Annotated in this window: 18 protein-coding genes; 10 read left to right on the top strand and 8 right to left on the bottom strand. The window is 67.1% G+C overall.

The window, feature by feature from the left end; all coding sequences use genetic code 11:
• Nucleotides 1-56: 56 nt before the first annotated feature.
• Nucleotides 57-1,058 carry a pyridoxamine 5'-phosphate oxidase family protein gene (locus ACFOMD_RS08120; RefSeq protein ID WP_380859561.1) on the bottom strand — a complete coding sequence of 334 codons (1,002 nt, stop codon included), beginning with the start codon at nt 1,056-1,058 and terminating at the stop codon, nt 57-59.
• A gap of 104 nt (nt 1,059-1,162) precedes the next feature.
• On the opposite strand from ACFOMD_RS08120, the gene ACFOMD_RS08115 reads away from it, so the two are divergent.
• Complete coding sequence (locus ACFOMD_RS08115) at nt 1,163-1,585, top strand: EVE domain-containing protein (RefSeq protein ID WP_380859558.1); 423 nt, start codon at nt 1,163-1,165, stop codon at nt 1,583-1,585.
• Nucleotides 1,586-1,599: 14 nt separating this feature from the next.
• On the opposite strand, the gene ACFOMD_RS08110 is transcribed toward ACFOMD_RS08115, so the two are convergent.
• From ACFOMD_RS08110 to ACFOMD_RS08100, 3 genes are all read right to left on the bottom strand, one after another.
• Nucleotides 1,600-2,232: a hypothetical protein gene (locus tag ACFOMD_RS08110; protein ID WP_380859556.1), complete on the bottom strand. Its 633-nt coding sequence runs from the start codon at nt 2,230-2,232 to the stop codon at nt 1,600-1,602.
• 68 nt (nt 2,233-2,300) lie between these two features.
• Nucleotides 2,301-4,583, bottom strand: a complete 2,283-nt coding sequence (locus ACFOMD_RS08105) for a GAF domain-containing protein (RefSeq protein ID WP_380859554.1) — start codon at nt 4,581-4,583, stop codon at nt 2,301-2,303.
• Nucleotides 4,583-4,906: a hypothetical protein gene (locus ACFOMD_RS08100; RefSeq protein ID WP_380859552.1), complete on the bottom strand. Its 324-nt coding sequence runs from the start codon at nt 4,904-4,906 to the stop codon at nt 4,583-4,585. The genes ACFOMD_RS08105 and ACFOMD_RS08100 overlap by 1 nt, the downstream gene beginning before the upstream one ends.
• A 157-nt stretch (nt 4,907-5,063) precedes the next feature.
• Between ACFOMD_RS08100 and gdhA the strand changes: the two genes are divergently transcribed.
• From gdhA to ACFOMD_RS08055, 9 genes are all read left to right on the top strand, one after another.
• Nucleotides 5,064-6,425, top strand: a complete 1,362-nt coding sequence (gene gdhA / locus ACFOMD_RS08095; RefSeq protein WP_380859549.1) for an NADP-specific glutamate dehydrogenase — start codon at nt 5,064-5,066, stop codon at nt 6,423-6,425.
• A gap of 43 nt (nt 6,426-6,468) precedes the next feature.
• Nucleotides 6,469-7,644 carry a hypothetical protein gene (locus tag ACFOMD_RS08090; protein ID WP_380859547.1) on the top strand — a complete coding sequence of 392 codons (1,176 nt, stop codon included), beginning with the start codon at nt 6,469-6,471 and terminating at the stop codon, nt 7,642-7,644.
• A 66-nt stretch (nt 7,645-7,710) separates the two neighbouring features.
• Nucleotides 7,711-7,908 (top strand): hypothetical protein, encoded by a 198-nt coding sequence (locus ACFOMD_RS08085; RefSeq protein WP_380859545.1) that lies wholly within the window; start codon nt 7,711-7,713, stop codon nt 7,906-7,908.
• A gap of 44 nt (nt 7,909-7,952) precedes the next feature.
• Nucleotides 7,953-9,635 (top strand): acetolactate synthase large subunit, encoded by a 1,683-nt coding sequence (locus ACFOMD_RS08080; protein ID WP_380859542.1) that lies wholly within the window; start codon nt 7,953-7,955, stop codon nt 9,633-9,635.
• Between the two features lie 4 nt (nt 9,636-9,639).
• Nucleotides 9,640-11,085, top strand: coding sequence for an aldehyde dehydrogenase family protein (locus ACFOMD_RS08075; RefSeq protein WP_380859539.1), 1,446 nt, complete (start codon nt 9,640-9,642; stop codon nt 11,083-11,085).
• Between the two features lie 87 nt (nt 11,086-11,172).
• Nucleotides 11,173-12,546 (top strand): multiheme c-type cytochrome, encoded by a 1,374-nt coding sequence (locus ACFOMD_RS08070; RefSeq protein WP_380859536.1) that lies wholly within the window; start codon nt 11,173-11,175, stop codon nt 12,544-12,546.
• Nucleotides 12,546-14,546, top strand: a complete 2,001-nt coding sequence (locus tag ACFOMD_RS08065; protein WP_380859533.1) for a heme-binding protein — start codon at nt 12,546-12,548, stop codon at nt 14,544-14,546. The genes ACFOMD_RS08070 and ACFOMD_RS08065 overlap by 1 nt, the downstream gene beginning before the upstream one ends.
• Nucleotides 14,543-16,408: a hypothetical protein gene (locus tag ACFOMD_RS08060; protein ID WP_380859530.1), complete on the top strand. Its 1,866-nt coding sequence runs from the start codon at nt 14,543-14,545 to the stop codon at nt 16,406-16,408. The genes ACFOMD_RS08065 and ACFOMD_RS08060 overlap by 4 nt, the downstream gene beginning before the upstream one ends.
• A 10-nt stretch (nt 16,409-16,418) precedes the next feature.
• Nucleotides 16,419-20,378 carry a hypothetical protein gene (locus tag ACFOMD_RS08055; RefSeq protein ID WP_380859527.1) on the top strand — a complete coding sequence of 1,320 codons (3,960 nt, stop codon included), beginning with the start codon at nt 16,419-16,421 and terminating at the stop codon, nt 20,376-20,378.
• A 22-nt stretch (nt 20,379-20,400) separates the two neighbouring features.
• Here ACFOMD_RS08055 and ACFOMD_RS08050 read toward each other — a convergent pair whose 3' ends face one another.
• The 4 genes from ACFOMD_RS08050 to ACFOMD_RS08035 form a co-directional block, all read right to left on the bottom strand.
• On the bottom strand, nt 20,401-21,288 hold the full coding sequence (locus tag ACFOMD_RS08050) for a phosphodiesterase (protein ID WP_380859524.1): 888 nt from the start codon (nt 21,286-21,288) through the stop codon (nt 20,401-20,403).
• Between the two features lie 129 nt (nt 21,289-21,417).
• Nucleotides 21,418-23,229 (bottom strand): cytochrome c3 family protein, encoded by a 1,812-nt coding sequence (locus ACFOMD_RS08045; protein WP_380859521.1) that lies wholly within the window; start codon nt 23,227-23,229, stop codon nt 21,418-21,420.
• 7 nt (nt 23,230-23,236) lie between these two features.
• The gene (locus ACFOMD_RS08040; protein WP_380859518.1) at nt 23,237-24,112 is read right to left on the bottom strand and encodes a hypothetical protein; all 876 of its coding nucleotides are present in this window, start codon (nt 24,110-24,112) and stop codon (nt 23,237-23,239) included.
• A gap of 5 nt (nt 24,113-24,117) precedes the next feature.
• Nucleotides 24,118-26,565 carry a cyclic nucleotide-binding domain-containing protein gene (locus ACFOMD_RS08035; RefSeq protein ID WP_380859515.1) on the bottom strand — a complete coding sequence of 816 codons (2,448 nt, stop codon included), beginning with the start codon at nt 26,563-26,565 and terminating at the stop codon, nt 24,118-24,120.
• Nucleotides 26,566-26,611 lie beyond the last annotated feature (46 nt).

The raw sequence follows: 26,611 nt of genomic DNA, 5'->3' as shown, positions 1-26,611 counted from the left end.
TCACAACAAGCCCACTGAGGGAATCCAAATTCGATTCAGAGGAAAATCATCCCGCTCTAGTAGAGATTGGTGGCGTAGTCCTTCTCTAGGCCCTTCTTCATCAGCCCCGGCACTGACAGCACCGCGCCCGCGAGTTTCGCCTGCAGGCCCTTGTCGCGGTTGAGCTTCATATGCGCGACGAGGATTTTCGCCGGATCGATGTCGGGCGCTGGCGCGGCGGGCCACAGTGACGCGCGGGCCAAAGCCGGGCTGTCGCGCAGCTCGATCGCGACATCGTCAACGGTGGTGACGAGGACCGGCGTCTTCTCTTTCACCACGAAGCGCGCGCGTTCGTCGGCATCGGCGCTGAGGCGGGCGACGCCATGCAGGATCGCGACGCGGGTCGCGCCGGGGACGAGCAGCGCCCCGGCAATGCGTGGCTGGGTGAGGATATTGCGGAAGCTGTCGGCGCGGCGGTTGCCGGGGCGGTCGGCGTAGCGGAGCGTGGCGCCGTCGAGCCGCGCCATCGCCCCCGCCGGATCGCCCTTGGGGCTGAGGTCGGCGCCGCCGGCCGCGCCGAGGGTGGCCAGCGCCATGAAGCGGCTGGCGGCGACGAAGTCCGTCGCGTCGGTGGGCGCGTCGGCGGGGGTCGCCTTCCAGAAGTCGGAGCGGATCAGCGCCTTGGCGCAGTGGATATAGGCCTCCTCGACCGCGACGCGCGCGGTGCCGGCCTCGATCGCGGCGACGCGGCTGTTGATGCGCAGAGTCTCGCCGATGCCGGGGATCAGGAACAGCGAACCGAAGGCGTCGCCGACCTGTATTAGCGCCGGGTCATCGATCGCAGCGAGCGGCAGATGCAGGTTCGCGTGATGGCCGCTGGCGAAACCGGCCGCCCCGCCAGCCAAGGTCGCGGTGACATTGCCGTCGCGCCCCAGGCTGGCGAACATCAGCGGTGAGGCGGCCAGCCAGCGCAGGCATTCGCGGTCGAGATGGTCGATGACCTTGAGATCGATCATCGGCGACGAGGCGCCGATGCAGCTTTCGAGCGCCGCGACGCTGTCGACATCATTGCCGTGCATCGCGTCCTCCCCAAGTTGCGATCCGTTCGCATCTTGCGCCGCGCGGGGCTCGCGCGCAACCCGGGCCGCCGCTATGGTCGCGCCACACGAACAACGGAGCATCCATGAGCGGCACGTCGGGCAAGTGGCTGGTGAAGTCGGAGCCGGTCAAATATTCCTGGGACGACTTGGTCCGCGACGGCGAGACGGCGTGGGACGGCGTGCGCAACAACCAGGCGGCGCTCTACCTGAAGGCGATGAAGGTCGGCGACGAGCTGTTCTACTACCACTCGAACGAGGGGCTGGAGGTCGTCGGCATCGCGACAGTGTCGAAGACCGCCTATCCCGACACTACCGACCCCAAGGGCCGCTTCGTCGCGGTGTCGGTGAAGCCCGGCAAGAAGCTCGACCACCCTGTCACCCTCGCCGCGATGAAGGCCGAGCCCAAGCTCAAGGATATGGCGATGTTCCGCCAGTTCCGCCTGTCGGTGGTGCCGCTGACCGCCAACGAGTGGAAGACCATCCTCGCAATGTCGAAGAAGGGCTGATCAACAGGCTGAATTTAAAGGCCCTCTTGAGCCGCAATCTGCAAAAGGTCTTGAGCAAACTCAAATTCAGAGATGAGTTCCTCCGCCGTCTCATTAGGCCAGCCATGCTCCTTAAGCGCCTCTCTGAGCAGCGGCGTATCCACGGCGGCGTGGCAACGATGGACTGCGATAAGAAACTTCGCCCATCGCTTAAAATCTGCAGGATGAGACGAGCCGGTAGTCTTGTTTGCTGCTCCCGAAAATTGCTTGAGGAGGGTGGCCACCTCGGGAGTCGTTTCGGCAGCTAGAGAAGTTCTCGGTAGAGATGTAACAATTGACAGGCCGAGCTCGTCAGCTCCAGGCTGCGCCAACTGAACTAAGAAATCCTGAAGAATACCATTATATTCCGCTCGTGATAGATTTTGCCGATCCCTCGGCACGATATTTACGATCTGTAGCCCATACGGTTCTAGGTATAAAGCGACGCTCGCCGCAGGTAGGCTATCAGCAACTTCGCGATCAAAAACTCGAAATTCGGGTGTGCCGATATTCTCTTCGCCCTCGTAGGAACGGCTCCATGGTGGAGTCGCAAGCGACGTTAGACCTTCTATGAAGGCATCCATTTGGGATGACGTGCCATGAACCTTAAGGTCGCGAGAGATTTCCATTGCGATAGCTTACACAGGTTCTCACAATGTTCCATAGGCATCGTGTTATCTGAGGCGAGTAAACGGCCTTATTTCTCCTTCGCCACCCAGACGCCATCCCAGTCGGCGGGCGGGTCGGCGCGGAGCTTTTCGCAGCGGTCGATGTACATTTGCGACAGCCCGTCGTCGGGGTTGAGCGACAGCGCGCGGGTGAAGGAGGCGATGGCGGCGTCCCATTTGGCGCTGCGATAGGCCTCGATGCCGAACTTGAAGGCGTCGAGCACCTCGCGGGCGTTCGGGAAGCTTTCGTCGGTGTGATAGTCGAGCACCTCATGGACTTCGACGGGCTGGGTCTTACCCTTCACCACCAGCAGGTCGACCGGACGCAGTCGGTAGGTGCCGCGCAGCTTCTTCACCGTGTTCTCGGAGATGAGGATGCGCGCGTGATAGGCCTTGCAGGCGCTTTCCAGCCGCGCCGCCAAATTCACGCCGTCGCCGATGATGGTGAAGTCCATCCGCTTCGCCGAGCCGATGTTGCCGGACACCACCATGTCGGTGTTGAGGCCGATACCCATGTCGATCGGGCGCTTGCCTTCGGCGGTGCGGATCCTGTTCCAGGCGCGCAGGTCGCTGATCATGCCGATCGCGGCGCGCACCGCGCGGTCCTCATTGTCCGAATGCGCGACCGGAATGCCGAAGGCGGCCATGATCGCGTCGCCGATGAACTTGTCGAGCATCCCGCCCTCGCGGAGGATGCAGTCGACCATGATCTCGAAATATTCGTTGAGCATGCCGACGGTGGCCTGCGGGCCGAGCTCTTCGGAGATCGTGGTGAAGCCGCGGATGTCGGTGAACAGCACGGTCGCCTCGACGCTCTTGCCGCCCATAAGATCGCCGCCGTCGCCGCCGGCGAGCAGCTGGTCGGCGATGCCGGGGTCCATGTAGCGCGACATCGTCGATTTCATGCGCTTCTCGGACGAGATATCCTCGAGCATCACCATCGTGCCGAGGCTCTTCGCCTCGGTCGAGATCAGCGGCACGACGGTGGCGTTGACCGAGCGGCGCACGCCGGCGGTTTCGAGGTCGGCGTCCATCAGCACTTCGGACGCGCCGCTCTCCTTCACCTTGCCGATCTTCTCGATGATCCACGGGTTGGGCGCGAAGAAGTCGGTGGCGGTGTGGCCGATCACGGCGGCGGCCTCGATCTCGAAAATCTTCAGCCCCTGCGCGTTGCAGGTGGTGATCTTGCCATCCTCGTCGAGCGTCACCACGCCGTTGGTTATGCTCTGCAGCACGCCTTCATTGTAGTTCTTCATGTTCTGCACGTCGTTGAACAGCTTGGCGTTTTCGAGCGCGACGGCGACCTGCGCGGTGAAGGCTTTCAGCCGCTGCTCGTCCTCGGCGGTGAAGGGGCCGCCGCGGCGGTTGAGGCACTGGGTGACGCCGATGATCTTGCCCTGCTTGTTCGCCACCGGCACGCACAGCATCGATCGGGTGAAATAGCCGGTCTGCCGGTCGAAGCTCGGGTTGAAGCGCAGGTCGGCGTAGCAATAGGGAATGTTGACCGACTGGCCCGAGGTGAAGACCGCGCCGGCGATGCCCGCGGTCTTCGGCAGGCGGATCTGGAAGGCGCCGACGCCCTCGCCAACGATCGAGAATAGCTCGTCGGTCTTCTCGTCGATCAGGAACAGGGTCGATCGGTCGGCGGACAGCATGCGCGTCGCCTCGCCCATGATGCGCTTCAGCAGCATCGGCAGGTCGATCTCGGAGGTGACGTCCGCGACCATGTCGAGGAACGCCATTTCCTGCGCGCGCGCCTTCTGCACCGATTCGATGAACATCGCATGCTGGAGGACCAGCGCCGCCTGCGTGGTCATCGCCTCCAGCAGCTCTTCGTCGGCCTTTGTGAAGCCCTCGGGCAGCTTGTTGAGCACCTGCGCGACGCCGATCAGGTCGCCCTTCATCGTGCGGATCGGCACGCAGAGGATGTTGCGGGTGCGGTAGCCGGTTTGTTCGTCGATGCTGCGGTCGAAGCGATCGTCGGCATAGGCGTCGCCGATGATCAGCGCCTCGCCGCTCTGGAAGACATGGCCGGCGATGCCGCGGTCGTTGAGCAGCCGGATCTCGCGGTTCACATTGCCCTGCGCGACGCGCGAATAGAGCTCGCCGGTCGACGGGTCGTTGAGGAACAGGGTACCGCGCTCGGCGCCGATCTCTTCGGAGGCGGCGTTGACGATCATTTCGAGCAGCGGATCGAGCGCCTCGATCGACGCGGCCTTGCGGGTGAGGTCGAGCAGCAGCTCGACGCGGCGCAGCCGCTCGCGCAGCTTCGTCTCGCTCTCGTCGCGGGCGCGGCTGGTGACCGCGTCCATCAGGCCGCCGCCTTTTCGAGCTGATCGCGCAGCGCGACGATGGTGTCACGCAGTTGGCGGTTCTCGTCGCGCAGGGTCGCACCGGCGTCCTCGACGCGCTTCTCGGCAAGGCCCTGCATCTTCTCCATCTCGGTGCGCAGCGCGTTGATGGTGGCTTTCAGCTGGACGATCTCGGCTTGCGACGCGGCGAGCGCCGCCTGCACCTTCGCGCCTTCCTGCGCCTGCATCTCTTCGAGCTTCAGGCGCAGCGCGTTGATCGTCGCTTTCAGCTGACGATTCTCGGCATCCAGTTGCTGATCGATCGCTGGCGCGACCTCGGTCACGGCGGCCTCTCCCCCCAATGGCGCGCATTAGCCTGCAGATGGGGGAGGGCGTCAAGAATCGCCGCTGGCGTGACATGAAACTGCGCTATGCTCGCCACTTCGCGACTCCGGGGGGTGGGAATGAGGACCGCCGGGGCGCCGTGGGAGGGGACGCGTCATGGGTTTATCTGATCATGTGGATCTCGAGCATTTCGTCGAGGGCGTGAAGAAGCGCAATCCGGGGCAGCCGGAGTTCGTGCAGGCGGTGCAGGAAGTCGCCGAGGACATCTTCGACTTCATCGCCGACAAGGAACCCTACCACCGCTGGCAGATCCTGCGCCGCATCGCCGAGCCGGATCGCGTGGTCTCCTTCCGTGTCTGCTGGCAGGACGACAAGGGCGACATCCGCGTGCAGCGCGGCTGGCGCGTCCAGAACAACAACGCCATCGGGCCGTACAAGGGCGGCATCCGCTTCCACCCGTCGGTGACCGAGGGGACGCTGAAGTTCCTGGCGTTCGAGCAGACCTTCAAGAACGCGCTGACCGGCCTGCCCATGGGCGGCGGCAAGGGCGGCTCCAACTTCAACCCGAAGGGCAAGAGCGACGCCGAAGTCATGCGCTTCTGCCAGAGCTTCATGACCGAGCTGTATCGCCACATCGGCGCCGACATCGACGTGCCGGCGGGCGACATCGGCGTCGGCGGGCGCGAGATCGGCTATATGTTCGGCCAGTACAAGCGCATCACCGGCGAGTTCACCGGCGTGCTGACCGGCAAGGGCCTCGAATATGGCGGCTCGCTGATCCGCACCGAGGCGACCGGCTATGGCGCGGTCTATTTCCTGCAGAACATGCTGACCCACGTCGGCAATTCGGTCGAGGGCAAGCGCGCGGTCATCTCGGGATCGGGGAACGTCGCGACGCACGCGGCGGAGAAGATCGTCCAGCTCGGCGGCAAGGTGCTGACGCTCTCCGACTCGGAAGGCTTCATCCACGACCCGGACGGCATCACCCAGGAGAAGATCGACTGGGTGAAGAACCTCAAGAACAAGAAGCGCGGCCGCATCTCGGAATATGTAACCGAGTTCACCGGCGCGACCTTCCATGGCGGCGGCGCGCGGCCGTGGAGCGTGCCGTGCGATGTGGCGCTGCCCTGCGCGACGCAGAACGAGCTGGTCGGCAGCGAAGCGGAGACGCTGGTGAAGAACGGCTGCATCGCGGTGTCGGAAGGCGCCAACATGCCGACCGATCTCGATGGCGTGCACGTTTTCAAGAAGGCGGGCATTCTCTACGCGCCGGGCAAGGCGGCGAACGCCGGCGGCGTCGCGGTCTCCGGCCTCGAGATGAGCCAGAATTCGGCGCGCATCGCGTGGAAGGAAGACGAGCTGCAGAAGCTCTTGAAGGACATCATGATGGGCATCCACAACCGCTGCGCCGAATATGGCGGCAAGGCGGGCTCGTCGCACATCGACTATGTCCGCGGCGCCAACATCGCCGGCTTCAAGAAGGTCGCCGACGCGATGCTCGCCTACGGCGTCGTCTGATTAGGAACTAACGAAGGCCGCCTAAGAAGGACCTGGGTGCCGGATGGCAACGCTGCTCGGCACCTGGGAACTCGGCCAGGGCTACGGACATATCGCGCATCTGGCGCCGGTCGCCGCTGCGCTTAACGCACGCGGCCACCGGATGGCAGTCGCGGCGCGCAACCCGGCGACCGCCGATGCCGTGCCCGGCGCGCCCTTCGCCGGCGTGATCGAGCCGCCGATCTACCATCCCGCCGCCCGCCAGCCCGAAACGATCAACTATGCGCAGGTGATCGGCGACGGCGGCTTTGCCGACCTGCCGGCGATGCGGCTGATGGTGCGGCGCTGGCTTGAGATCTTCGAGGCGGTGAAGCCCACCGCGATCGTCGCCGAACATGCGCCGGTGTCGTTGCTGGCGGCGCATGTCGCGGGGCTGCCGGCGGCGATGCTCGGTGCGGGGTTCCTGGTGCCGCCCGCGCAGCAGCCGCTGCCGTCGCTGATGCCGTGGAAGGGGCATGACGACGCGGCTTTGCTGGCCGCCGGCGCGGCGGCCGACGCCTCGGTGCAGGCAATCTGCGTGGAGTTCGGCGCGCCGATGCTCGACAGCGTCGCGACGCTGCTCGCGCGTGGCCCCGCCTATCTGACCACCTGGCCCGAGGTCGACCCCTACGGCCCGCGCACCGGTGTCACCTATTATGGGACGATGAACGGCTTTCGCGTGTCGGCGCGCGCGGCGTGGCCGGCGGGCGACGGTCCCCGCGCCTTCGTCTATTTTCCGTTCGCGCATCCGGCGGCGGGCGCGCTGATCGAGGCGCTGGCGCAGCTCGGCTGGCCGGTGCTCTGGCATTCGGTGGGGGCCGAGGCGCCACCGTTACCTCCGAATATCATCCATTCGCCGCAACCGCTCGACATGCCGGCGACGCTCGGCGAGGCGGCGCTGCTCATCAGCCGCGGCGGCCACGCCACTTCCTGCGAGGCGATCCTCGCCGGTACGCCCAATCTGGTGCTGCCCGACTCGCTCGATACGGTGCTGATCGGCCGCAAGCTTACCGCCAACCGCCTCGGCGGCGCGACGGTGCAGCGAGACGGGCTGGGCATCGCCGCTGCCATCGAGGCGATGATGAGCGATGCTGCCATCGCCGCTGGCGTCGCAGCGGCAGCCACGCGTTACGTTCCCTATCGCGGCGAACGGGCGGCGGCGCAGCTGGCCGCGCAGATCGTCGCCGATTTCGCGCTCTGAACCGCCCCTTTCGCTTGCGCCGCAAGCTGATACACTCCGCGCCACCGCGAGTTCGCCGAGGGGGAGATGGGCGACACGGCCGGAGCCTCATGGGATGAAACGCCGCTCGACGCCGATGCGCGCCGGGCAGCCGGCGTCGCTTCGCGACTCGGCGAGAGCGACCGCGAGCGACTCGCCGATCTGGGGCTGGGCCTCGCCAGCGGGGCGGGCGGGCTGGCCGACCATCTGAAACGGCTGATCCGCGACGGCGCCGCCGACGCGTAACCATCGGGATTTAACGCTCGCGAGGGGCGAGCAGGGAGACAGACGTGAGCACCAAGGCATCCGATCTCTTCATTGAGTGTCTCGAGGAAGAAGGGGTCGAATATGTGTTCGGCGTGCCGGGCGAGGAGAATCTCGATTTCCTCGACTCGCTGTCGCGTTCAGACAAGATCAGGCTGGTGCTGACCCGTCACGAGCAGGGCGCGGGCTTCATGGCGGCGACCTATGGCCGGCATACGGGGAAGGCGGGCGTCTGCCTCGCCACGCTTGGGCCGGGCGCCACCAATTTCGTCACCGCCGCCGCCTATGCGCAACTGGGTGGCATGCCGATGATGATGATCACCGGCCAGAAGCCGATCAAGAAGTCGAAGCAGGGCCGCTTTCAGATCCTCGATGTCGTCGCGATGATGGGGCCGATCACCAAATACGCGCACCAGCTTGCGTCGTCGGACAATATTCCGTCGCGCGTCCGAGAGGCCTTCCGGCTTGCCGAGGAAGAGAAGCCCGGCGCGGTCCATATCGAATTTCCCGAGGACATCGCCGACGAGCACACCGATTCGCGGCCGCTGAAGGCCAGCCAGTCGCGCCGACCGGTGCCCGAGGAGAAGGCGGTGCGCGCCGCGATCAAGCGCATCGAGGCGGCGACGTCGCCGGTGCTGGTGATCGGCGCCGGCGCCAACCGCCGGCTGACCGGGCGGATGCTGACGCAGTTCATCGAAAAGACCGGCATCCCCTTCATCACCACCCAGCTCGGCAAGGGCGTGGTCGACGAGCGGCACCCGAAGTTCCTCGGCTGCGCCGCCCTGTCGGCGGGTGACTTCGTCCACCGCGCTCTGTCCGAATCGGATTGCATCATCAACGTCGGCCACGACGTGATCGAGAAGCCGCCCTTCTTTATGAAACAGGGCGGGACCGAGGTGATCCACGTCAACTTCCGCTCGGCGGAGGTCGACCCGGTCTACTTCCCGCAGATCGAGGTGATCGGCGACGTCGGCAACGCGATCTGGCAGATGAAGGAGGACATCCTCAAACAGGGCCACTGGCAGTTCGACAAGATGCTCGCCGCCCGCGCGCACGAGATCGCGCACCGCGGCGACAGCGGCAAGGACCCGCGCTTCCCGATCTATCCGCAGACCCTGGTGCAGACGATCCGCGACGCGATGCCGTCGGACGGCATCATCTGCCTCGACAATGGCGTCTATAAGATATGGTTCGCGCGCAATTACGAGGCGCACCAGCCGAACACCGTGCTGCTCGACAATGCGCTGGCGACGATGGGCGCCGGCCTGCCGTCGGCGATGATGTCGAAGATGGTCTATCCGGGCCGCAAGGTCATGGCGATCTGCGGCGACGGCGGCTTCATGATGAACAGCCAGGAGATGGAGACCGCGGTGCGCCTCGGCCTCGATCTCGTCGTGCTGATCTTGAACGACGGCAGCTACGGCATGATCCGCTGGAAGCAGGCCAACATGGGCTTCAAGGACTGGGGCCTGACCTACGGCAATCCCGATTTCGTGAAATATGCCGAGGCTTACGGGGCACACGGCCACCGCGTGACGAGCGCCGCGGCGCTGCCCGAGATGATCAAGGCCTGCCTCGACGCCAAGGGCGTTCACCTGATCGACTGCCCGGTCGACTATTCGGAGAACGACCATATCCTCAACAAGGAGATCAAGGAGCTGAGCGTTCAGGTCGACCTGTCGGCGCGCGTCGCCGAGCCGGCGGAGTAGGCGCGTGGCCTCGCCGAAGCTGCGCGACACCTACCCGCTGTACCTGGCCAACGAGGCGGTGTTTTCGAACACCGACCTCGAGGTCACCGACAAGTACACCGGCGAGGTGGCGACCCGCGTCGCGCTCGCCGACGCGAAGACCATCGACGCCGGCATCGCGGCGGCCGACGCGGCGGTCGAGCCGATGGCGCGGCTCGCCGCCTATGAGCGGCAGGATGTGCTCGCGCACTGCGTGTCGCGCTTCAAGGAACGCTACGACGAGCTCGCCTATGCGCTGTGCATCGAGGCGGGAAAGCCGATCCGCGACGCGCGCGGCGAGGTCACGCGGCTGATCGACACCTTCCGCATCGCGGCCGAGGAATCGGTGCGGATGACCGGCGAGGTGCAGCCGCTCGACATCAGCCCCCGGGCGCGCGGCTATCAGGGCATGTGGAAGCGGGTGCCGATCGGCGCGTGCAGCTTCATCTCGCCGTTCAACTTCCCGCTCAACCTCGCCGCGCACAAGATCGCGCCGGCGATCGCGGTCGGCTGCCCGTTCGTGATGAAGCCGGCGTCGCGCACGCCGCTCGGCGCGCTGATCATGGGCGAGATTCTCGCCGAGACGAACCTGCCGAAGGGCGCCTTCTCGATCCTGCCGGCATCGCGCGACGGCGCCGACCTGTTCACCACCGACGAGCGGCTGAAATTGCTGTCCTTCACCGGCTCGCCCGACGTGGGCTGGAAGCTTAAAAGCCAGGCCGGCAAGAAGAAGGTGGTGCTCGAACTCGGCGGCAACGCGGCGGTGATCGTCGATGCCGACGCCGATCTCGACGACGCGATCGAGCGCGTGGTGTTCGGCGCCTTCTACCAGTCGGGGCAGTCGTGCATCGGCGTGCAGCGCATCATCGTCCACGCCGACATCTACGAGACTTTCCGCGACCGGCTGGTGGCGAAGACGAAGACGCTGATCGCCGGCGACCCGCACAACGAGGATACGTTCGTCGGCCCGATGATCGACGTGAAGGAAGCGACGCGGCTCGACGGTTGGATCGAGGAAGCGCGCGGAAAAGGCGGCAAGCTGCTGTGCGGCGGCCAGCGGGACGGCGCGATGCTCGAGGCGACGTTGCTTGAGGGCGTACCGCGCGACACCAAGCTCTACCGCGAGGAAGCGTTCGGGCCGGTGGCGATCATTTCGAAGTTCAGCGACTTCGAGGAGGCACTCGAAGAGGTGAACGATTCGAAGTTCGGCCTGCAGGCCGGCGTGTTCACCCGCGACCTCTACAAGATGATGCGCGCCTGGGACGTGCTCGACGTCGGCGGCGTAGTGATCGGCGACGTGCCGAGCTACCGCGTCGACTCGATGCCCTATGGCGGCGTCAAGGATTCAGGACTGGGCCGCGAAGGCGTGCGTTTCGCGATGGAGGACATGACCGAAATCCGCAATCTGGTCATCCGTCGCCGCGACGTCTGAGCCTTTACGGGAATCCCTGTAGTGGTAGAAGGATAAGCAGGGGATCGACCGGGTTTTTCGGTCGGTGCATCATCGCGGGGAGCGAGGATGGCGGGGGGTCGAATCTGGACGCTGATGTGCGTCGCCGGCGCAGGGCTCGCGCTGGCGGTGTTCGGCGTCGTCGGACCCGCCGATGGCGCGCCCACGCAATCGACCCAGCAGAATTACCGGCATGAGGGCGTCGCCTCCTGCGGCGGCTCGACCTGCCACGGCCGGCAGGAGCCGACCGGCGCCGTGGTCCGCCAGAACGAGCTGCTGACCTGGCAGGAACCGAGCAGCCCGGCGGGCGCCCATTCGCGCGCCTATCAGCTGCTGCTCGAACCGCGCTCGCAGGCGATTGCCGCGAAGCTCGGCATCGGCCCGGCCAATCAGGCGCCGATGTGCCTCGGCTGCCATGCCGACAATCCGCCGCCCGCGCTGCGCGGTGCCCGCTTCGACATCACGCAAGGGGTGGGGTGCGAATCCTGCCACGGCGGGTCGCAGCAATGGCTCTCAAGCCATTATGCCGTCGGCGCGACGCACGCCTCGAACGTCGCGATGGGCATGTACCCGCTGTCCGACCCGAAGAAGCGCGCCGAGCGCTGCCTCGACTGCCATTTCGGCAGCGCGGGTCAGGGCCAGTTCGTCACCCACCGCATCATGGCGGCGGGTCACCCGCGCGTGTCGTTCGAACTCGACCTGTTCACCGCCCTTCAGCGCCACCATGACGAGGACGCCGATTACCGGCGCCGCAAGCAGACGGTGCGCGGCGTGAAGACCTGGGCGATCGGGCAGGCGATGGCGCTCGACCGCGCGACGGCGCTCTATGCGACCCCGCGCGGGCAGGACGGCGCTTTCCCCGAATTCTATTTCTTCGATTGCCGGACCTGCCACCGTAATTTCTCCGACGATCCGGGCTTCCGCCCGGCCGATGTGGCGAACCCGGGCCGGCCGTCGCTGTCGGGCTTCCCGACGTTCAACGATGAGAACATCATCATGCTGGCGGCGGCGGCGCGCATCGCCGCGCCGACGCTGGCCGCGCAGCTGACCACCCAGTCGCGGGCGTTCCATGCCGCGTTCGCCAGCGACCGCGCGACCGCGGTGCGGGCGGCCGGGCAGCTTGGCGGCACCGCGCGGGCGCTGGCGGCGGCGTTCGAGAATGCCAGCTTCTCGAATGCGCAGACGCTGTCGATCCTCGAGGCGGTGCTGGCGCAGGGGCAGCTCTACACCGACTATCAGGGCGCGCAGCAGGCGGTGATGGCCGCCGACACCTTGATCAGCGACCTGCAGGCGACCGGCGGCGTCGGCGGCAATGCGGCGAAGCTGCTGCGCGGCGACCTCGACCGCGCCTATGCCGCGGTACGCACGCCGGAAGGCTTCAAGCCCGCGGAGTTCCGCGCAACGACGGCGCGGCTGGCGGCGGGCGTCCGGGGCCTGCGCTGATGCGGCGTGCGCGGGCCGTGGCGTTGCTGGCGAGCGTCGCGTTCGCGGTGAGCTCGTGCGGCGGCGGGGGCGGCGGGTCGTCGACACCCGCGCCAACCCCCTCACCGTCACCCAGCCCCACCCCGACGCCGAGCGGCGGCCTGTTCGCGGCGCCGGCGGCCGAGGCGCTGACCGTCGCCGATGTGCAGCGGATCATTTCGCAAGCGGCCGAGGAAGCGGCGGCGCGCTCGACGCCCTCGGTGATCGCCGTTACCGACCGGGTTGGCAATGTGCTGGCGGTGTTCGCGATGAACGGGGCGCGCGCGACGGCGAAGCTGCGCGCCAGTCGCAGCGGCACCAACACCGACCTCGAAGGCGTCGACGTGCCGGCGGGCGCGGGCGCGATCGCCAAGGCGATCACCGGCGCCTATCTCTCCTCGTCGGGCAACGCCTTTTCGACGCGCACCGCGAGCATGATCGTGCAGGAGCATTTTCCGCCGAGCCGCGGCACGGCGGGCCTCGAGAGCGGGCCGCTGTTCGGCGTGCAGTTCAGCCAGCTCCCCTGCTCCGATCTCGCGTCGCGCTTCGCGGCGGGCGGTGGCCCGGCGGCCTTCATCGGGCCGAAGCGCTCGCCGCTCGGCCTCGCTGCCGATGCGGGCGGCTTTCCGCTCTACAAGAACGGCGTGGTGGTCGGCGGCATCGGCGTGATGGCCGATGGCGACTATGGCTTCGACACCGAGATTCTCGACACCGACGACGATGCCGAGGAGATCATCGCGACGGCGGGGCTGACCGGCTTCGAAGCGCCGACCGAAATTCGCGCCGACCGCGTCTCGGTCGACGGCACCACCCTTCGCTATTCGGACGCGACGCCCGCCGCGCTACGCTCGACGCCGGCGAGCGCGCGGCCGTTCGCCACCATCGCCGCGACGCTCGGCACGCTGGCGCCGGTCATCGGCTACAGCGCCGGCGCGATCATCGCCGGCCAGACCTATGGCACCGAGGGCAGCGGCGTGCGCCGCGCCACCACCGCCGAATATGCCAATAGCGACGTGTTCGTGTTGACCGACGGTTCCGGCGCCAACCGCTACCCGCCGCGCGCCGGCACCGATGGCGCCAACGCGCTGACCGCCGCCGAGGTGCGCAGCGTGCTCGGCGAGGCGTTCACCGTCATGAGCCGAGCGCGCGCGCAAATCCGCCGCCCGCTCGACAGCCGCGCGCAGGTGTCGATCTCGATGGTCGATACCAACGGCAATGTGCTCGGCCTCGTGCGCTCGCCCGACGCGCCGATCTTCGGCATCGACGTGTCGCTGCAGAAGGCACGCACCGCGATGTTCTTCTCAGGCAGCTTCGCGGGTGCCGACCTGCTCGCGGCGCAGCGCAACCCGGCGCTGGCGACCGGCGCCGACGCCAACGTCAGCGCGTTCGTCGCGCGCACCCGCACCTTCCTCAACGACCCGGCGGCGCTGACCGGTCAGAAGGCGATCACCGCGCGCGCCATCGGCAACCTCGCGCGGCCCTATTTCCCCGACGGCGAACTCGGTCGGCCCAACGGCCCACTGTCGCGGCCGATCGCCAACTGGAGCCCGCTGTCGACCGGGCTGCAGTCGGCGCTGGTGTTCGACAATCTCGCGCAGCATGTCGGCCATGTGGTGAGCGGCGGCACCTCGCCCGACACGCCCGCCGCCTGCACCTTCCTGCCCGCGCCGAGCGCGGCGGGACCGCGACTGCGCAACGGCATCCAGATCTTCCCCGGCGCGGTGCCGGTCTATCGCGGCACGACGCTCGTCGGCGCGATCGGCGTCTCGGGCGACGGCATCGATCAGGACGACATGATCTCGTTCCTCGGCACGCACAATGCGGGCGTCGGCGGCGCCAACGTCCGCAATGCCGACCCTGTCAGTCGGTCGGACACCATCGTCGTCGACGTGAACCCCGGCACGGCGCGGCTGCGCTACGTCGGTTGCCCGTTCGCGCCGTTCCTCGACAGCGCCGACCAGTCGGCGTGTAACGGCAAATGAGCGGCGGCGGCTTCCTCGGCGCGATGTGCGCGCTCATCGGCGCCGGCGCACATGGGCCGGCGCACGACACGCATGCCGAGGCGGCGCATGCGCTGGAGCATGCCGAGGTCGCCGAAGCGTCGCATGCCGCGCAACACGCCGGCGAGGCGATGATCGGCGAGATGATCGGCGCGCCGGTCGAGGATCGCCGCCGTCCGGGTGTCCGGCCCGGCCTTCCCGAAGCGACGGTGCAGACCAACGAGGGCGCCATCCGCCCGCCGGCGCCCGAAGCCTTCCCCGGCGACCATCTGCCGGTGCCCGACCGCTGGCGCATCGTCGATGCGATCGGCGTCAAGGACCGCTGGTGGGACCCCTATAACCAGAACACCTTGAAGGGCGACCGGCCGGTCAAGGGCACCGACCATTGCTTCCTCGTGCTGACCGGCATCTCGGACACCGTCGTCGAGCCGCGCTCCTTCCCGATCCCGGTCGGCGTGCAGACCACCGACCGGCCGGGCAGCCTCGACGTGTTCGGCCGCACCTCGAGCCTCGTCTTCTCGCAGACCAGCATCGCCAGCGTTGCCTTCATCAAGGGCTCGACGGCGTTCCAGCCGCCCTCGGTCGAGCTGCGGCTGACCTTGGCTGCCAACTACAATCACGTCGACGTGCCCGAGAAGCGCGTGCTGTTCGTCGAGCCGTCGAAGGGCACCCATCGCTCCGACGCCTTCCTTGGCGTGCAGGAGCTGTTCCTCGACTATCACCTCACCAAGTTCGACAATTCGCGCTACGACTTCGTGTCGATCCGCGCGGGCATCCAGCCCTTCTCGAGCGACTTCCGCGGCTTCCTGTTTCAGGACAGCCAGCCGGGCCTACGCCTGTTCGGCAACCGCGACAACAACCGCTTCCAGTTCAATCTCGCCGTCTTCGGCCGGCTGGAGAAGGACACCAATTCGGGCCTCAACGCCGTCACGCGCACGCCACGCGACGACCTCATCTTTCTCGGCAGCCTCTACCGGCAGGATCTGCCGATCGTCGGCCTGACCAGCCAGGTGATCGTCGCCTACAACCGCAACCGCGAAGGCAACAGCCTCGAGGTCGACACCAACGGCTTCCCGGTGCGCCCGGCGCTGCTCGGCAATCTGCGCGCCCGCGACTATGACGTGACTTACCTCGGCTACAATGCTGACGGGCGCATCGGGCGTATCAACCTTACCGCCTCGGCCTATGCCGCGGTCGGCGAGGATCGCGACAATATCTTCACCGGCCGCCCGGCGAAGGTCCGCGCCTTCTTCGCCGCCGTCGAGCCGTCCTACGACTTCAACTGGATTCGCGTCCGCCTGTCGGGCCTCTACGCCTCGGGCGACGGTGATCCCTATGACGACACCGAGCGCGGCTTCGACGCGATCTTCGAGAACCCGCAGTTCGCCGGTGCCGACACGAGCTACTGGATTCGCCAGACCATCCCGTTCGCCGGCGGCGGCCGCGTCGTCTCGATCGCGGGGCGCAACGGCATCCTCAACTCGCTGCGTTCCTCGAAGGAGCAGGGCCAGTCGAACTTCGCTAACCCCGGCACGATGCTGCTCGGCGCCGGCGCCGATTTCGACGTGACGCCCGAGCTTCGCCTCACCACCAACCTCAACCATCTGTGGTTCGAAAAGACCGCGGTGCTCAAAGCCCTGCGCATGGAGGGCTCGATCCCGCGCGAGATCGGCTGGGACGCCTCGGTCTCGGCGATCTGGCGGCCCTATTTCACGCAGAACGTCGTCATCCGCGCCTCCGCCGCGGTGCTCGATCCCGGCAAGGGCTTCACCGACCTGTTCAGCAACGCGACGGGCGACGACCGCTATTATTCGGTCCTCCTCAACGCGACGCTGACCTTCTAGGGTGGGCGCGATGGGGGGATCGCTGAAACGCTGGACCGCGGGGGCGCTGCTGATCGCGGCGGTGGCCTTCGGCTCGGCGCAGCTGATCGCCGCCGAGGGCGAGAAACCGCGCGACATCAAATATGAATTCACCCCGCCGTCGCCGCTGACGCAGACCAAGGCGCAGGCCGACGCGAAGAGCGCCGGTTGCCTCACCTGTCACACGGCGTCGGACGCCTATTCGATGCACGCTTCGCCGGCGGTGGTGCTCGGCTGCGTCGATTGTCACGGCGGCAAGGCGAGCGTGAAGGCGCCGGCGGGCCTCAACCCGAAGAGCGCCGCTTATATGCGCTTCCAGGAAGCCGCGCACGTGCTGCCGCGCTATCCGGAGAGCTGGCATTATCCGAGCTCGGCCAACCCCAAGGTCAGCTACACGCTGCTCAACAAGGAAGCGCCCGAGTTCGTCCGCTTTGTCAATCCGTCCGACTATCGCGTCGCGCGGCAGGCCTGCGGGGCCTGCCACATGGAGGTGATCGAGGCGGCGGAGCGCTCGCTGATGGCGACCGGCGCGATGCTGCTCGGCGGCGCCTCCTACAACAACGGCATCCTGCCCTATAAGAATTACATCCTCGGCGAGGCCTATACGGCGAAGGGCGAGCCGGCGAAGCTGACCTCGCCGGGGTCGCCGGGGATGAAGCCGGGCGAGCTGTCGGCCGAGGCGAAGGCGCGCGGCGCGCTGCCCGAACTCTACCCGATCCCGCGCTGGCACACGACGCCGCCGGGCGACGTGTTCCGCGTGTTCGAGCGCGGCGGCCGCAACATCGGCACGCAATTCCCCGAGATCGGCCTGCCCAACGCCGCCGGCGCGATCCAGCGCATTGAGGAGCCGGGCCGTCCCGACGTCCGCCAGTCGAACCGCGGCCCGGGCACCGGCCTGCGCATCGCGGTGCCGGTGCTGAACGTGCACAAGACGCGCCTCAACGACCCCTTTACCTGGTTCATGGGCACCAACGATCAGCCGGGCGACTATCGCACCTCGGGCTGCGGATCGTGCCACGTCGTCTATGCGAACGACCGCGAGCCGCGGCACAGCCTGACCTGGGCGAAGTACGGCCGCGACGGCAAGACGGCGACGGTCGACCCGACGATCCCGAAGGAAGAAAAAGGCCATCCGATCAAGCATGTGTTCACGCGCGCGATCCCGACGTCGCAGTGCATGAACTGCCACATGCACCAGCCGAACATGTTCATGAACACCTACCTCGGCTACACGATGTGGGACTATGAATCGGACGCGCCGCACATGTGGCCGGCGAAGCAGAAATACCCGACCGCCGACGAGGTCCGGAAGATCAACGACCGCAACCCGGAAGGCGCGGCGGCGCTCGGCAACTGGGGCGACCTCGACTTCCTGCGCAATGTCTACGACCTCAACCCGAAGCTGAAGGACACCCAGTTCGCCGACTATCACGGTCACGGCTGGAATTTCCGTGCCATCTTCAAGCGCGACCGCGAGGGCAATCTGCTCGACGCGGAAGGCAATATCGTCGCCAACGACGATCCGGAGAAATGGCGCAGACAAGGCGAGGACAAGTTCGTCCCCGTCGGCGTAAACCCCGGCAAGACCGTCCACATGATGGACATCCATGCCGAAAAGGGCATGCAGTGCGCCGACTGCCACTTCGCGCAGGACAGCCACGGCAACGGCTTCATCTACGGCGAGGTGGCGAACGCGGTCGAGATCGGCTGCAAGGATTGCCACGGCACCGTCGATGCCTTCCCCAGTCTGAAGACCTCGGGCCCCGCGGCGCGGCCGGGCGGCAACGACCTGTCGTCGATCCGCAACCCCGACGGCCGCCGCCGCTTCGAATGGGTGGAGCGCGAAGGCCGGCGCACCTTGATCCAGCGCTCGATCATGGACCCCAAGCTCGAATGGGAAGTGTCGCTGGTGAAGGATGCGGTCGACCGCACCAGCCCGCACTTCAACGCCAAGGCGGCGCGGTCGAAGCTGATGTCGAAGACCGGCGCGGAGACCGGCAGCTACGGCTGGGGCCCGGGCGTGCCGCAGGCGGAGCGGGCGCACAAGGACAGCGAGATGGCCTGCTACACCTGCCATCTGTCGTGGACGACCTCGTGCGGCGGCTGCCACCTGCCGATCGAGGCGAACTGGAAGACGCCGGGGCACAAGTATGACGGCGACACCACGCGCAACTTCGCGACCTATAATCCGCAGGTGGCGCGCGACGAGATGTTCCAGCTCGGCAAGCACCAGACCACCAAGGGCAACATCATCGCGCCGGTGCGCTCGACCTCGGCGCTGGTGCTGTCGTCGACCAACATCAACCGCGAGCGGCTTTACGTGCAGCAGCCGCCGATCGCGGCGAGCGGCTTCTCCAGCCAGGCGTTCGCGCCGCACTTCCCGCACACGGTGAGGAAGACCGAGACCAAGACCTGCACCGACTGCCACCTGTCGGCCGACAACGACAATAATGCGATCATGGCGCAGCTGCTGTTGCAGGGCACCAACTTCGTCAACTTCGTCGGCCTCCACGCCTATGTCGGCCTCGACAAGGGGCTGGAGGCGGTGCGCGTCACCGAATGGAGCGAGCCGCAGGCGGTGATCGGCTCTTACCTGCACAAATATGCCTATCCGGACTTCTTCAAGGCGCATGTCGAGCGCAACAAGCGTGAGTTGGTCGAATGGCGGCGCGGCAAGGTCTTCGACGCGAAATGGTCGGGCGAGACGCATGCGGTCGAGGAGTTCGCCAACGTCCACCAGAAGACCGGCGGCGCGACGCAGTGCCTGCAGCTGCGCGGCGAATATCTGTTTGTGACGGAAGGGCGTGGCGGTTTCCGCGTCTATGACGTCGCTAACATCGCCAACAAGGGCACCTCGGAGCGCATCGTCACCGCGCCCTTCTCGCCGCTCGGCCAGGACGCGCGCATCAAATCGAAGAACGCGACCTGCATGGCGCTGTCGACCAACCAGCCGATCGCGCCGACCCGCAACACGCCGATGATGCAGACGGAGAACCAGGAACAGCCGTTCCACCCGATCTACAATTATGCGGTGATCACCGATTCGGTGGAGGGCCTGATCCTCACCAACGTCAACACGTTCGCGGACGGCGAGCCGCGCAACAACTTCATTAAGCGCGCGGTGACCTGGAACGAGGGCGGTGTGCTGACCGGCGCCCGCCACGTCACGCTCGGCGGCCGCTACGCCTATATCACCGCCGATGTCGGCTTGGTGGTGGTCGACCTCAACGATCCGCTCAAGCCGCGCCTCGCGGCGACGGTGCCCATGCGCGACGCCCGCGCTTCCGCGCTGCAGTTCCGCTACCTGTTCGTCACCGATGCCGAAGGGCTGAAGGTGCTCGACGTGACGAAGCTCGACCAGCCGGTGCTCGTCGCAGGCGCGAGCGTGCCGCTGGCGGATCCGCGCAAGATCTACCTCGCGCGCACCTACGCCTATGTTGCGGCGAAGCGCGAGGGCCTCGTCATCGTCGACATCAAATACCCGGAAAAGCCGCGGCTGGTGCAGCGCGTCACCTTCGATGGCGCTTTGAACGACGCCGAGGACGTGATCGTCGCGTCGACCAACGCCTCGCTGTTCGCCTATGTCGCCGACGGGCGGAACGGCATGAAGGTGCTGCAGCTCACCAGCCCCGACAGCCAGCCTAATTTCTACGGCTTCTCGCCGGCGCCGCGACCGGAGCTGATCGCCTTCGCGCGGACCAAGGGACCGGCGCTCGCATTGTCGAAGGGCCTCGACCGCGACCGTGCGGTCGACGAGACCGGCGGCCAGATGGCGGTGTTCGGCCGCCTCGGCTCGCGGCCGTTCACGCGCGCGGAGATGGAGCGCTTCTTCCTCAACCGGAAGGGCGTGCCGTACCGCGTTGTCGATGCGACGCGCATGGAGGATTGGCTGCCGGCGCAGCCGCCGCTGCGCGCGGCCGCCGGCGGTGGCGGAGCGATGCGCCGCCGCTGAGCTTCAGCGTTTCAGCAGAAGTCTAGGAAACGGCGACGGCGGCTTCGCGCTCGACGAGCATGCCTTCGACCATCGGCTGGAGCTGCGGCGTATAGCTGGCGAGCACCGCATGGCCATCCGCGAGGCCGAGATGGCTGAGCAGGGTCTGCCCGTTCCACAGGTGGAGCGCATAGGCCGGCGGCTCGCTGACGATCAGCGGCCGGCCGTCGGGATTCGCCGGATCGATTTCGCGCAGGTCGAGCGCCACCTGCGGCGCGGTCGACGGGCATACCGAGATGCGCGTTCCCGCCCAGGCGACGTTGATCGAGCGGTGGATATGGCCGGCAAGGACCGCAACGACATTGCCGTGGCGCGCGATCACCGCCTCGATCTTTGCCGCCCAGGGCTCGGCGGCGTTGATGGTCATCCAGTCGATGCCGGTCTGCACCGGCGGATGATGAAGGAAGACGACGACCGGCTTGTCGGTCTCGGCCAGCCGCTCGTCGAGCCAGCGGGCGCGGATGTCGCAGAAGGCGCCGCCGTGGCGGCCGACCTCGAGCGTATCGAGCAGGAGGATACGCAGCGGCCCCTTGTCGACGACATATTCGACGAAGCCGTCATGCCCCGGCACCTCGGGAAACACCTCCCAGAAGGTCTCGCGCAGGTCGTGGTTGCCCATCATCGGCAGCACTGGCACCGGCGAGGCATCGAAAATCGCCTTCAGCGTCAGATAGTCGACGAGGTCGCCGTTTTCGGTGAGGTCGCCGCTGGCGACGATGAAGTCGGGGCGCGGCTGTACCGTCGCCAGCTCGGCGAACACCGCGTCCAGCCGCCGTCGGTTGAACTCGTCCGGATTGCCGGGCTCAAAGCCGATGTGCAGATCGGTGATCTGCGCGATCAACAGCGACTGCGACCGGCCGTCGCCGCGCATCGTGCTTGATTGATATGCCGGGTCCATGGATCCGGAAGAGCCCCCTCTAGCCTGCCCGTCGGCCCACATCGTCCCTCACCCAGTCCACATTGCCCCGTGGAGATACGCACGGGAATGCTTGACGGATGATCAACGCGCGGGCCGCGCGCCTCCCTCGATACGCGGTTTGTAAGTCTCCGTCGTCGACGGCGTCCGCCGGTCTGCCCCGACCGGCTTCAGCACGCGGGGCGCGCCCGGCGCCTCATGATAGGTGTGGCAGCTCGCGCAGGTCGAGGTGACCTTGCCCTTTTCGGGGTGCGAGCCGGTGTGGCAGTCGCGGCAGACCGCGATGCCCGGCAGCAGCAGGTCGGCGGCGCGATCCGAGGTTTCCGCCGCATGGCAGGTGCCGCAGGCGGTGACGCTGTTGCCATGGTCGCGATGATCGAACCAGGCGCGGTCCATGTAGCGGTCCTTCAGCACCACCGGCCATATCTTGAAGTCGAGCGAGCCGGCGGCCGGCTCCTTGATGACGTGGCAGTCGTAGCAGGCGCCGCCTTCCTCGAAGACTGCGCGGATGCGGGCATCGACGCTGCCGCCGCGCGACACCGCGCGCTGGCCGACCGCGCCCGGCCGCTGGCGCCCCTCATTTCTGGCCCCCATCGATCCGGCAAAGCTGTTGCCACCGGCGCGGTAGAAGTCGCGAAGATCGGCGACGACCTGCGCGGGCTCGCCGTGGCGAAGCTGCCGCATCGTGCCGCCGACCTCGGCGAAGTCGAGCGTGTGGCAGGAGCCGCAATCGCGCTCCATCTCGATGGCGCGGAAACGCACGCCGGTCGCGTCGGGCGTGTGGCAGTTCGAACAGTCGAGCCCGGCACCGGCCTCGATCGTGCCCATGCGCTGCGCCATCTGCGCGACGCCGCCGGTCTTCACCAGGTGCAGCCGGTGCGGGAATTTGAGGCCAGAGCCTTCCTTGGGCTTGTCGGCGAGCGAGGCGAATTCGATGCGCGGCCCGTCCCATGTCGAGGCGCGGACGATCGCCGGGCGGAACTCGGGGTGATCGTCCTCGAAGTCGCCGGCGTCGAGCAGCTTGGTGTCGGGCAAGGTCTTCGACAGGCCGGTGTGGCAGTCGCTGCAGAAGCTGTCGGCGGTCAGCGGCATCGCGACTGGCCCCTCATGCTCCTTGTGGCAGGTGGTGCAGCCCCATTCTTCGAGGCCGAAGGTGCCCGCCATCGCCGAGCGGAACTTCGCCTGCAGCCCCTTGTCGCTGTGCGCGGCCATCAGCCGGTCGGGCGTCGCATGGTCCTTCAGCTTGATGTGGCAGCCGACGCAGGTCTCGTCGCGCACCGCGACGAACGCCTTCACATGGCAGGACTGGCAGTCATTCTCGAGATTGGCGTGCGCCGCCGACAGGCTGCCCGTCGACCAGCTCGAATCGCCATGGATGCGGCGCGGCTCCTCGGCGTTGCGCGTGATGAACGCGGTTACCGGCCAGATTAGGAAGGCGATCAGCACCGCCGCGATCAGCCCCCACGCCAGGCGCCGCTTGCCGGGAATCGCGCCCGACAGCGAGAAGATCTTCTCCTCGTCCTCCGCCTGCGCGCCTTCCGACAGGGCGGCGACTCGCTCGACGGTGACCATGACGGCGCCGTCGGCGTCGGGCTCGACGGTCAGCCGATGGCTGCCGACGGTGATCTTCGCACCCTTGGCCACCTCGATCTCGGCGCGCGGCACGAACTTGCCGTCGATCTCGAGCGGCGAGCCGCCCAGCGCCTCGGCGAGGATGAAGCCGCCCGGCCGCTCTGTCAGCATCGCATGGTGCGGCAGCACCGCGAGGTCGGCGAGCGCGATGATGTTGTCCGACGCGCGGCCGACGGTCAGCGCCGCGACGTCGTGGCGCACCGCCCGGATGATATCTCCGCCGCCGGTGGCACGGCGCGCGATTTCGCGAACGATGAAGCTCACGCCGGCCTCACCAGTAGAAGAACACGCTGACGATGTGCGCGATCAGCGCCGCCAGCAGGGCAAAGGTGGCCGGGACGTGGACGTACAGCCAGATTTCCAGCAGCGTCTTGTAGCGGATGTGACGGCGCGCCTGCGCCAGCATCGCGCCCTTGCGCTCCAGCAGGAACAGCAGCTGGCTCAGCACCTCCTTGTTGGGCGGGTTGTTGCGCACCTCGGCGCGCACGCCCTCCAGCGCGGCGCGGTTGCCGCACCGCGGATGGCGCGCGGTGATCCGCGCGTAGAGGCCACCCGCGACATCGCAATTCTCGAGGCTCTGCCGCACGATCGCTGCCTGCGCCGGCCCGAGCGGCTGCGCGGTGTCGTGGATCTGCCGGTCGATGGCGCGCAAGGTATCGAGCATCTGCGCCTGCGTGGTCTCGGCGCGATTGAGGCTCATCGCCTGCGGCAGCCGTGCATAGGCGACGATGCCGAAGATGCCCGAGGCGATGACCAGCATCATCATGACGTAAGCGAGCGTGTGGACGTTCCACCCGAGCTGGAAGCCGGTGTGGAGGGTGCCGATGACGATCAGCGCGAGGCCGAGATAGACGTGCGCCGAGGTCCAGGCCTTCAGCGACCAGCGGCCCGGCGTCATCGCGCGCTTGCGGATGCCGAGCAGCGCCAGCCAGACGATCAGCCCGGCGCCGGCGGTGCCGAGCAGATAGCCGTACCAGCTGCCGCCATTGTGGCGCGGCGTCACGTCGACCAGCAGGTAGACGAGGATGGCGACGAGGCTGATCGCCGTCGCCCATTTCAGGTAGCGGCGGTTGGCATAGGCGAGGAAGCCCTCGTGCTGCACGTCGCCACCGCGCCGCCGCTTGCCCTGGGTTGCCGCGCGCGCCATCGCGTTCAGCTATCCCCGCGCGACAGCAGCGCGACCGACAGGAATTCCTCCGGGGAGACGCGGATCGCCGCGCCGGTCGGGCAGGCGCGCACACAGGCGGGGCCGCCGGCTTTCCCTGAGCACATGTCGCACTTGATCGCCTTCTTCGGCGCCTCGACGCCGGCCTTCTTGGCCTTCGCGTAGGCCCATTTCTTGTCGGGCTCGCCGGGGCCGGGGCCGGCGCCGAACGCCAGCCATGACAGCAGGCCCGGCTTCTTCGGCGGCACCTTGTCGAGGCGGATCACGCCGTAAGGGCAGTTGCGCTCGCAATTGCCGCAGCCGATGCAGGTGTCGTCGATGAACACCTCGCCGTCGGGGCCGCGATGGATGGCGTTGGGCGGGCAGTCGGCCATGCAGTGCGGATGCTCGCAGTGCCGGCATGAGGTCGGGACGTGGAGGTGCGCATAGGTGCGCCCCGCCTCGCGGTCGAGCCGCGACAGGCCGTCATGGCTGTCGGCGCAGGCCTTCTCGCAATTGTCGCAGCCGACGCAGAGATGCTCGTCGATGAGCAGCACGTCGGTCGCCTCACCGACGCCGTTCTCGACGAGGAAGCTCGCGACCGAGCTGTACATATCGACGATGCCGCCGAAGCTGTCCTTCTTCGCCTCGATGTAATTGTTGAGGTCCTTTCGCGCTGCCATGTCGGTCTGCGCCTTCTTGGCGAGTTCGGGCTTGCGCGCGAGCAGTCGGCGGAAGGCATCGCCCTCCAGCTTGATGACGTCGGATTTGACCGCCGCCTTGACCGTCGCGGTGCGGCGGCCGCCGTCGATCAGCGCCATCTCGCCGACATAGGCGCCGGCCGGGACATAGGAGAGGAAGATCGGCTTGCCGCCGATTTCCTTCTGCACGACCATCGATCCCGAGCGGATGACGAAGATGTCGTAGCCGTCCTCGCCCTCCTTGATGATCGGCTCACCGGCCTTCACCGTCTTCACCTCGGCCGAGGCGACCACTTCCTCGATGTCGGTGCGCGACAGGCCGGAGCCGAACATCTGCAGCAGCAGCCGCTCGGTGGTGATGCGGTTGATGGTGCGCTTGGCGCTCGGCACGGTGGCCATGAGCTTGAGCGCGGCGGTACGCGAAATCTCGACGAGGATCGAATCGGCGCCGGCGCGGATGGTGGCGCCGCGGCGGCGGCCCGAGATCAGGCCGACCTCGCCGAAGATCGAGCCCGCCGGGATCGGCACGGTCACCGACGGATCGGTCGGCTTGATCTCGACCAGCACGCCGCCCGAGGCGATGCCGAACAGCGACGATCCGGGCGCGTTGCGTTCAAAGACGCGATCGTCCTTCTTGTAGAAGCGCACTTCGGAATCGAGCAGGAACTCGCGCATCTGCAGCGGCGACAGCTCGTTCAGGATCTCGACGTTGGCGCGCAGGAATTCGAGCCACTCGCTGACCGACTTGCGGCCGGGCAGCCCTTCCAGCTTCTTTTCGAGAATCGGCTCGTCGGCGGGCTTCAGCTCGGTGTTGCCGGCGATGAATTCGACGACGTCATAGCCCTGGTTCATGCAATGCTTGATCAGCGGATAGCCGGCGAGCGCGCCGATCACGAACACGCCCGGCGTCGTCGTCTCGAAGGTCGGCGACAGCTTCGGGAACGCCTCGCGGTCCTCGCTGGTGAATTCGATGCCGCAGCTTTCGACGAACTTGCGCGGCGCCGCCGACCCCATGCGCGCGATGACGCGGTCGCAGGGAATGCGCGCCTCGCCGTCGCGGGTGTCGAGCGTCATCCAGCCCGCCTCGATCTTCGACGGCGACGATTCGGTGAGGATGGCGATGCGGCCCTGATCACGCGCCTGCGTCAGCGCCTTGACGTTGGCGTCCTTGGCGCGGGCGAAATCCGCCGAGCGGTTGACGATCGAGACGATGTTGCGCTGCTCAGGGTCGGCGGCGAGGCCGAGCGCATTCTCGATGCCCGCGTCGCCGGCACCGATCACCACGATATTCTCGTCGACATATTCGGCGGGGTCGTCGAGCTGATACTGGACGTGCGGCAGGTGGCCGCCCTCGGCGCGCACGGTGTTCGGGTTGCCCTGCGTGCCGATGGCGAGGACCACCGTCTCGGCGATCAGCTTGTCGCCGTTGGTCAGCGTGATCTCGAAATTGCCTTGGCTACCCGTGATCGACTTCACCTCGGCATTGAGGCGCACGTTGACTGGTCCCGCCTGCTCGTTCCAGGTGCCGAGCACCGTCTCGCGCTTGCCGGCGTCGAACGACATGTCGGAGCGAAGCACGAGCTGGCTCGGCGTCGCCATGACGTGCTTGCCTCGCTGATATTTGTAGATGGTGTCCGACAGATGGTCGGTCTTTTCGAGGAGGATATGCGGCAACCCGCGCGCGGCGGCGCGGCCGGCAGCGCTTAGCCCGGCGGGACCGGAGCCGACGATGGCAATCCGATAGCGTTCCGACACTGTCGACTACTCCCCCTCCGCGCCGGAATATACACTGCCCAGAGGG

The organism is Sphingoaurantiacus capsulatus (genome assembly GCF_042648405.1).
Classification (GTDB): Bacteria; Pseudomonadota; Alphaproteobacteria; order Sphingomonadales; family Sphingomonadaceae; genus Sphingoaurantiacus; species Sphingoaurantiacus capsulatus.
Note: the sequence above shows the minus strand (reverse complement) of the source record. Positions and strands in the feature narration are given on the sequence as shown.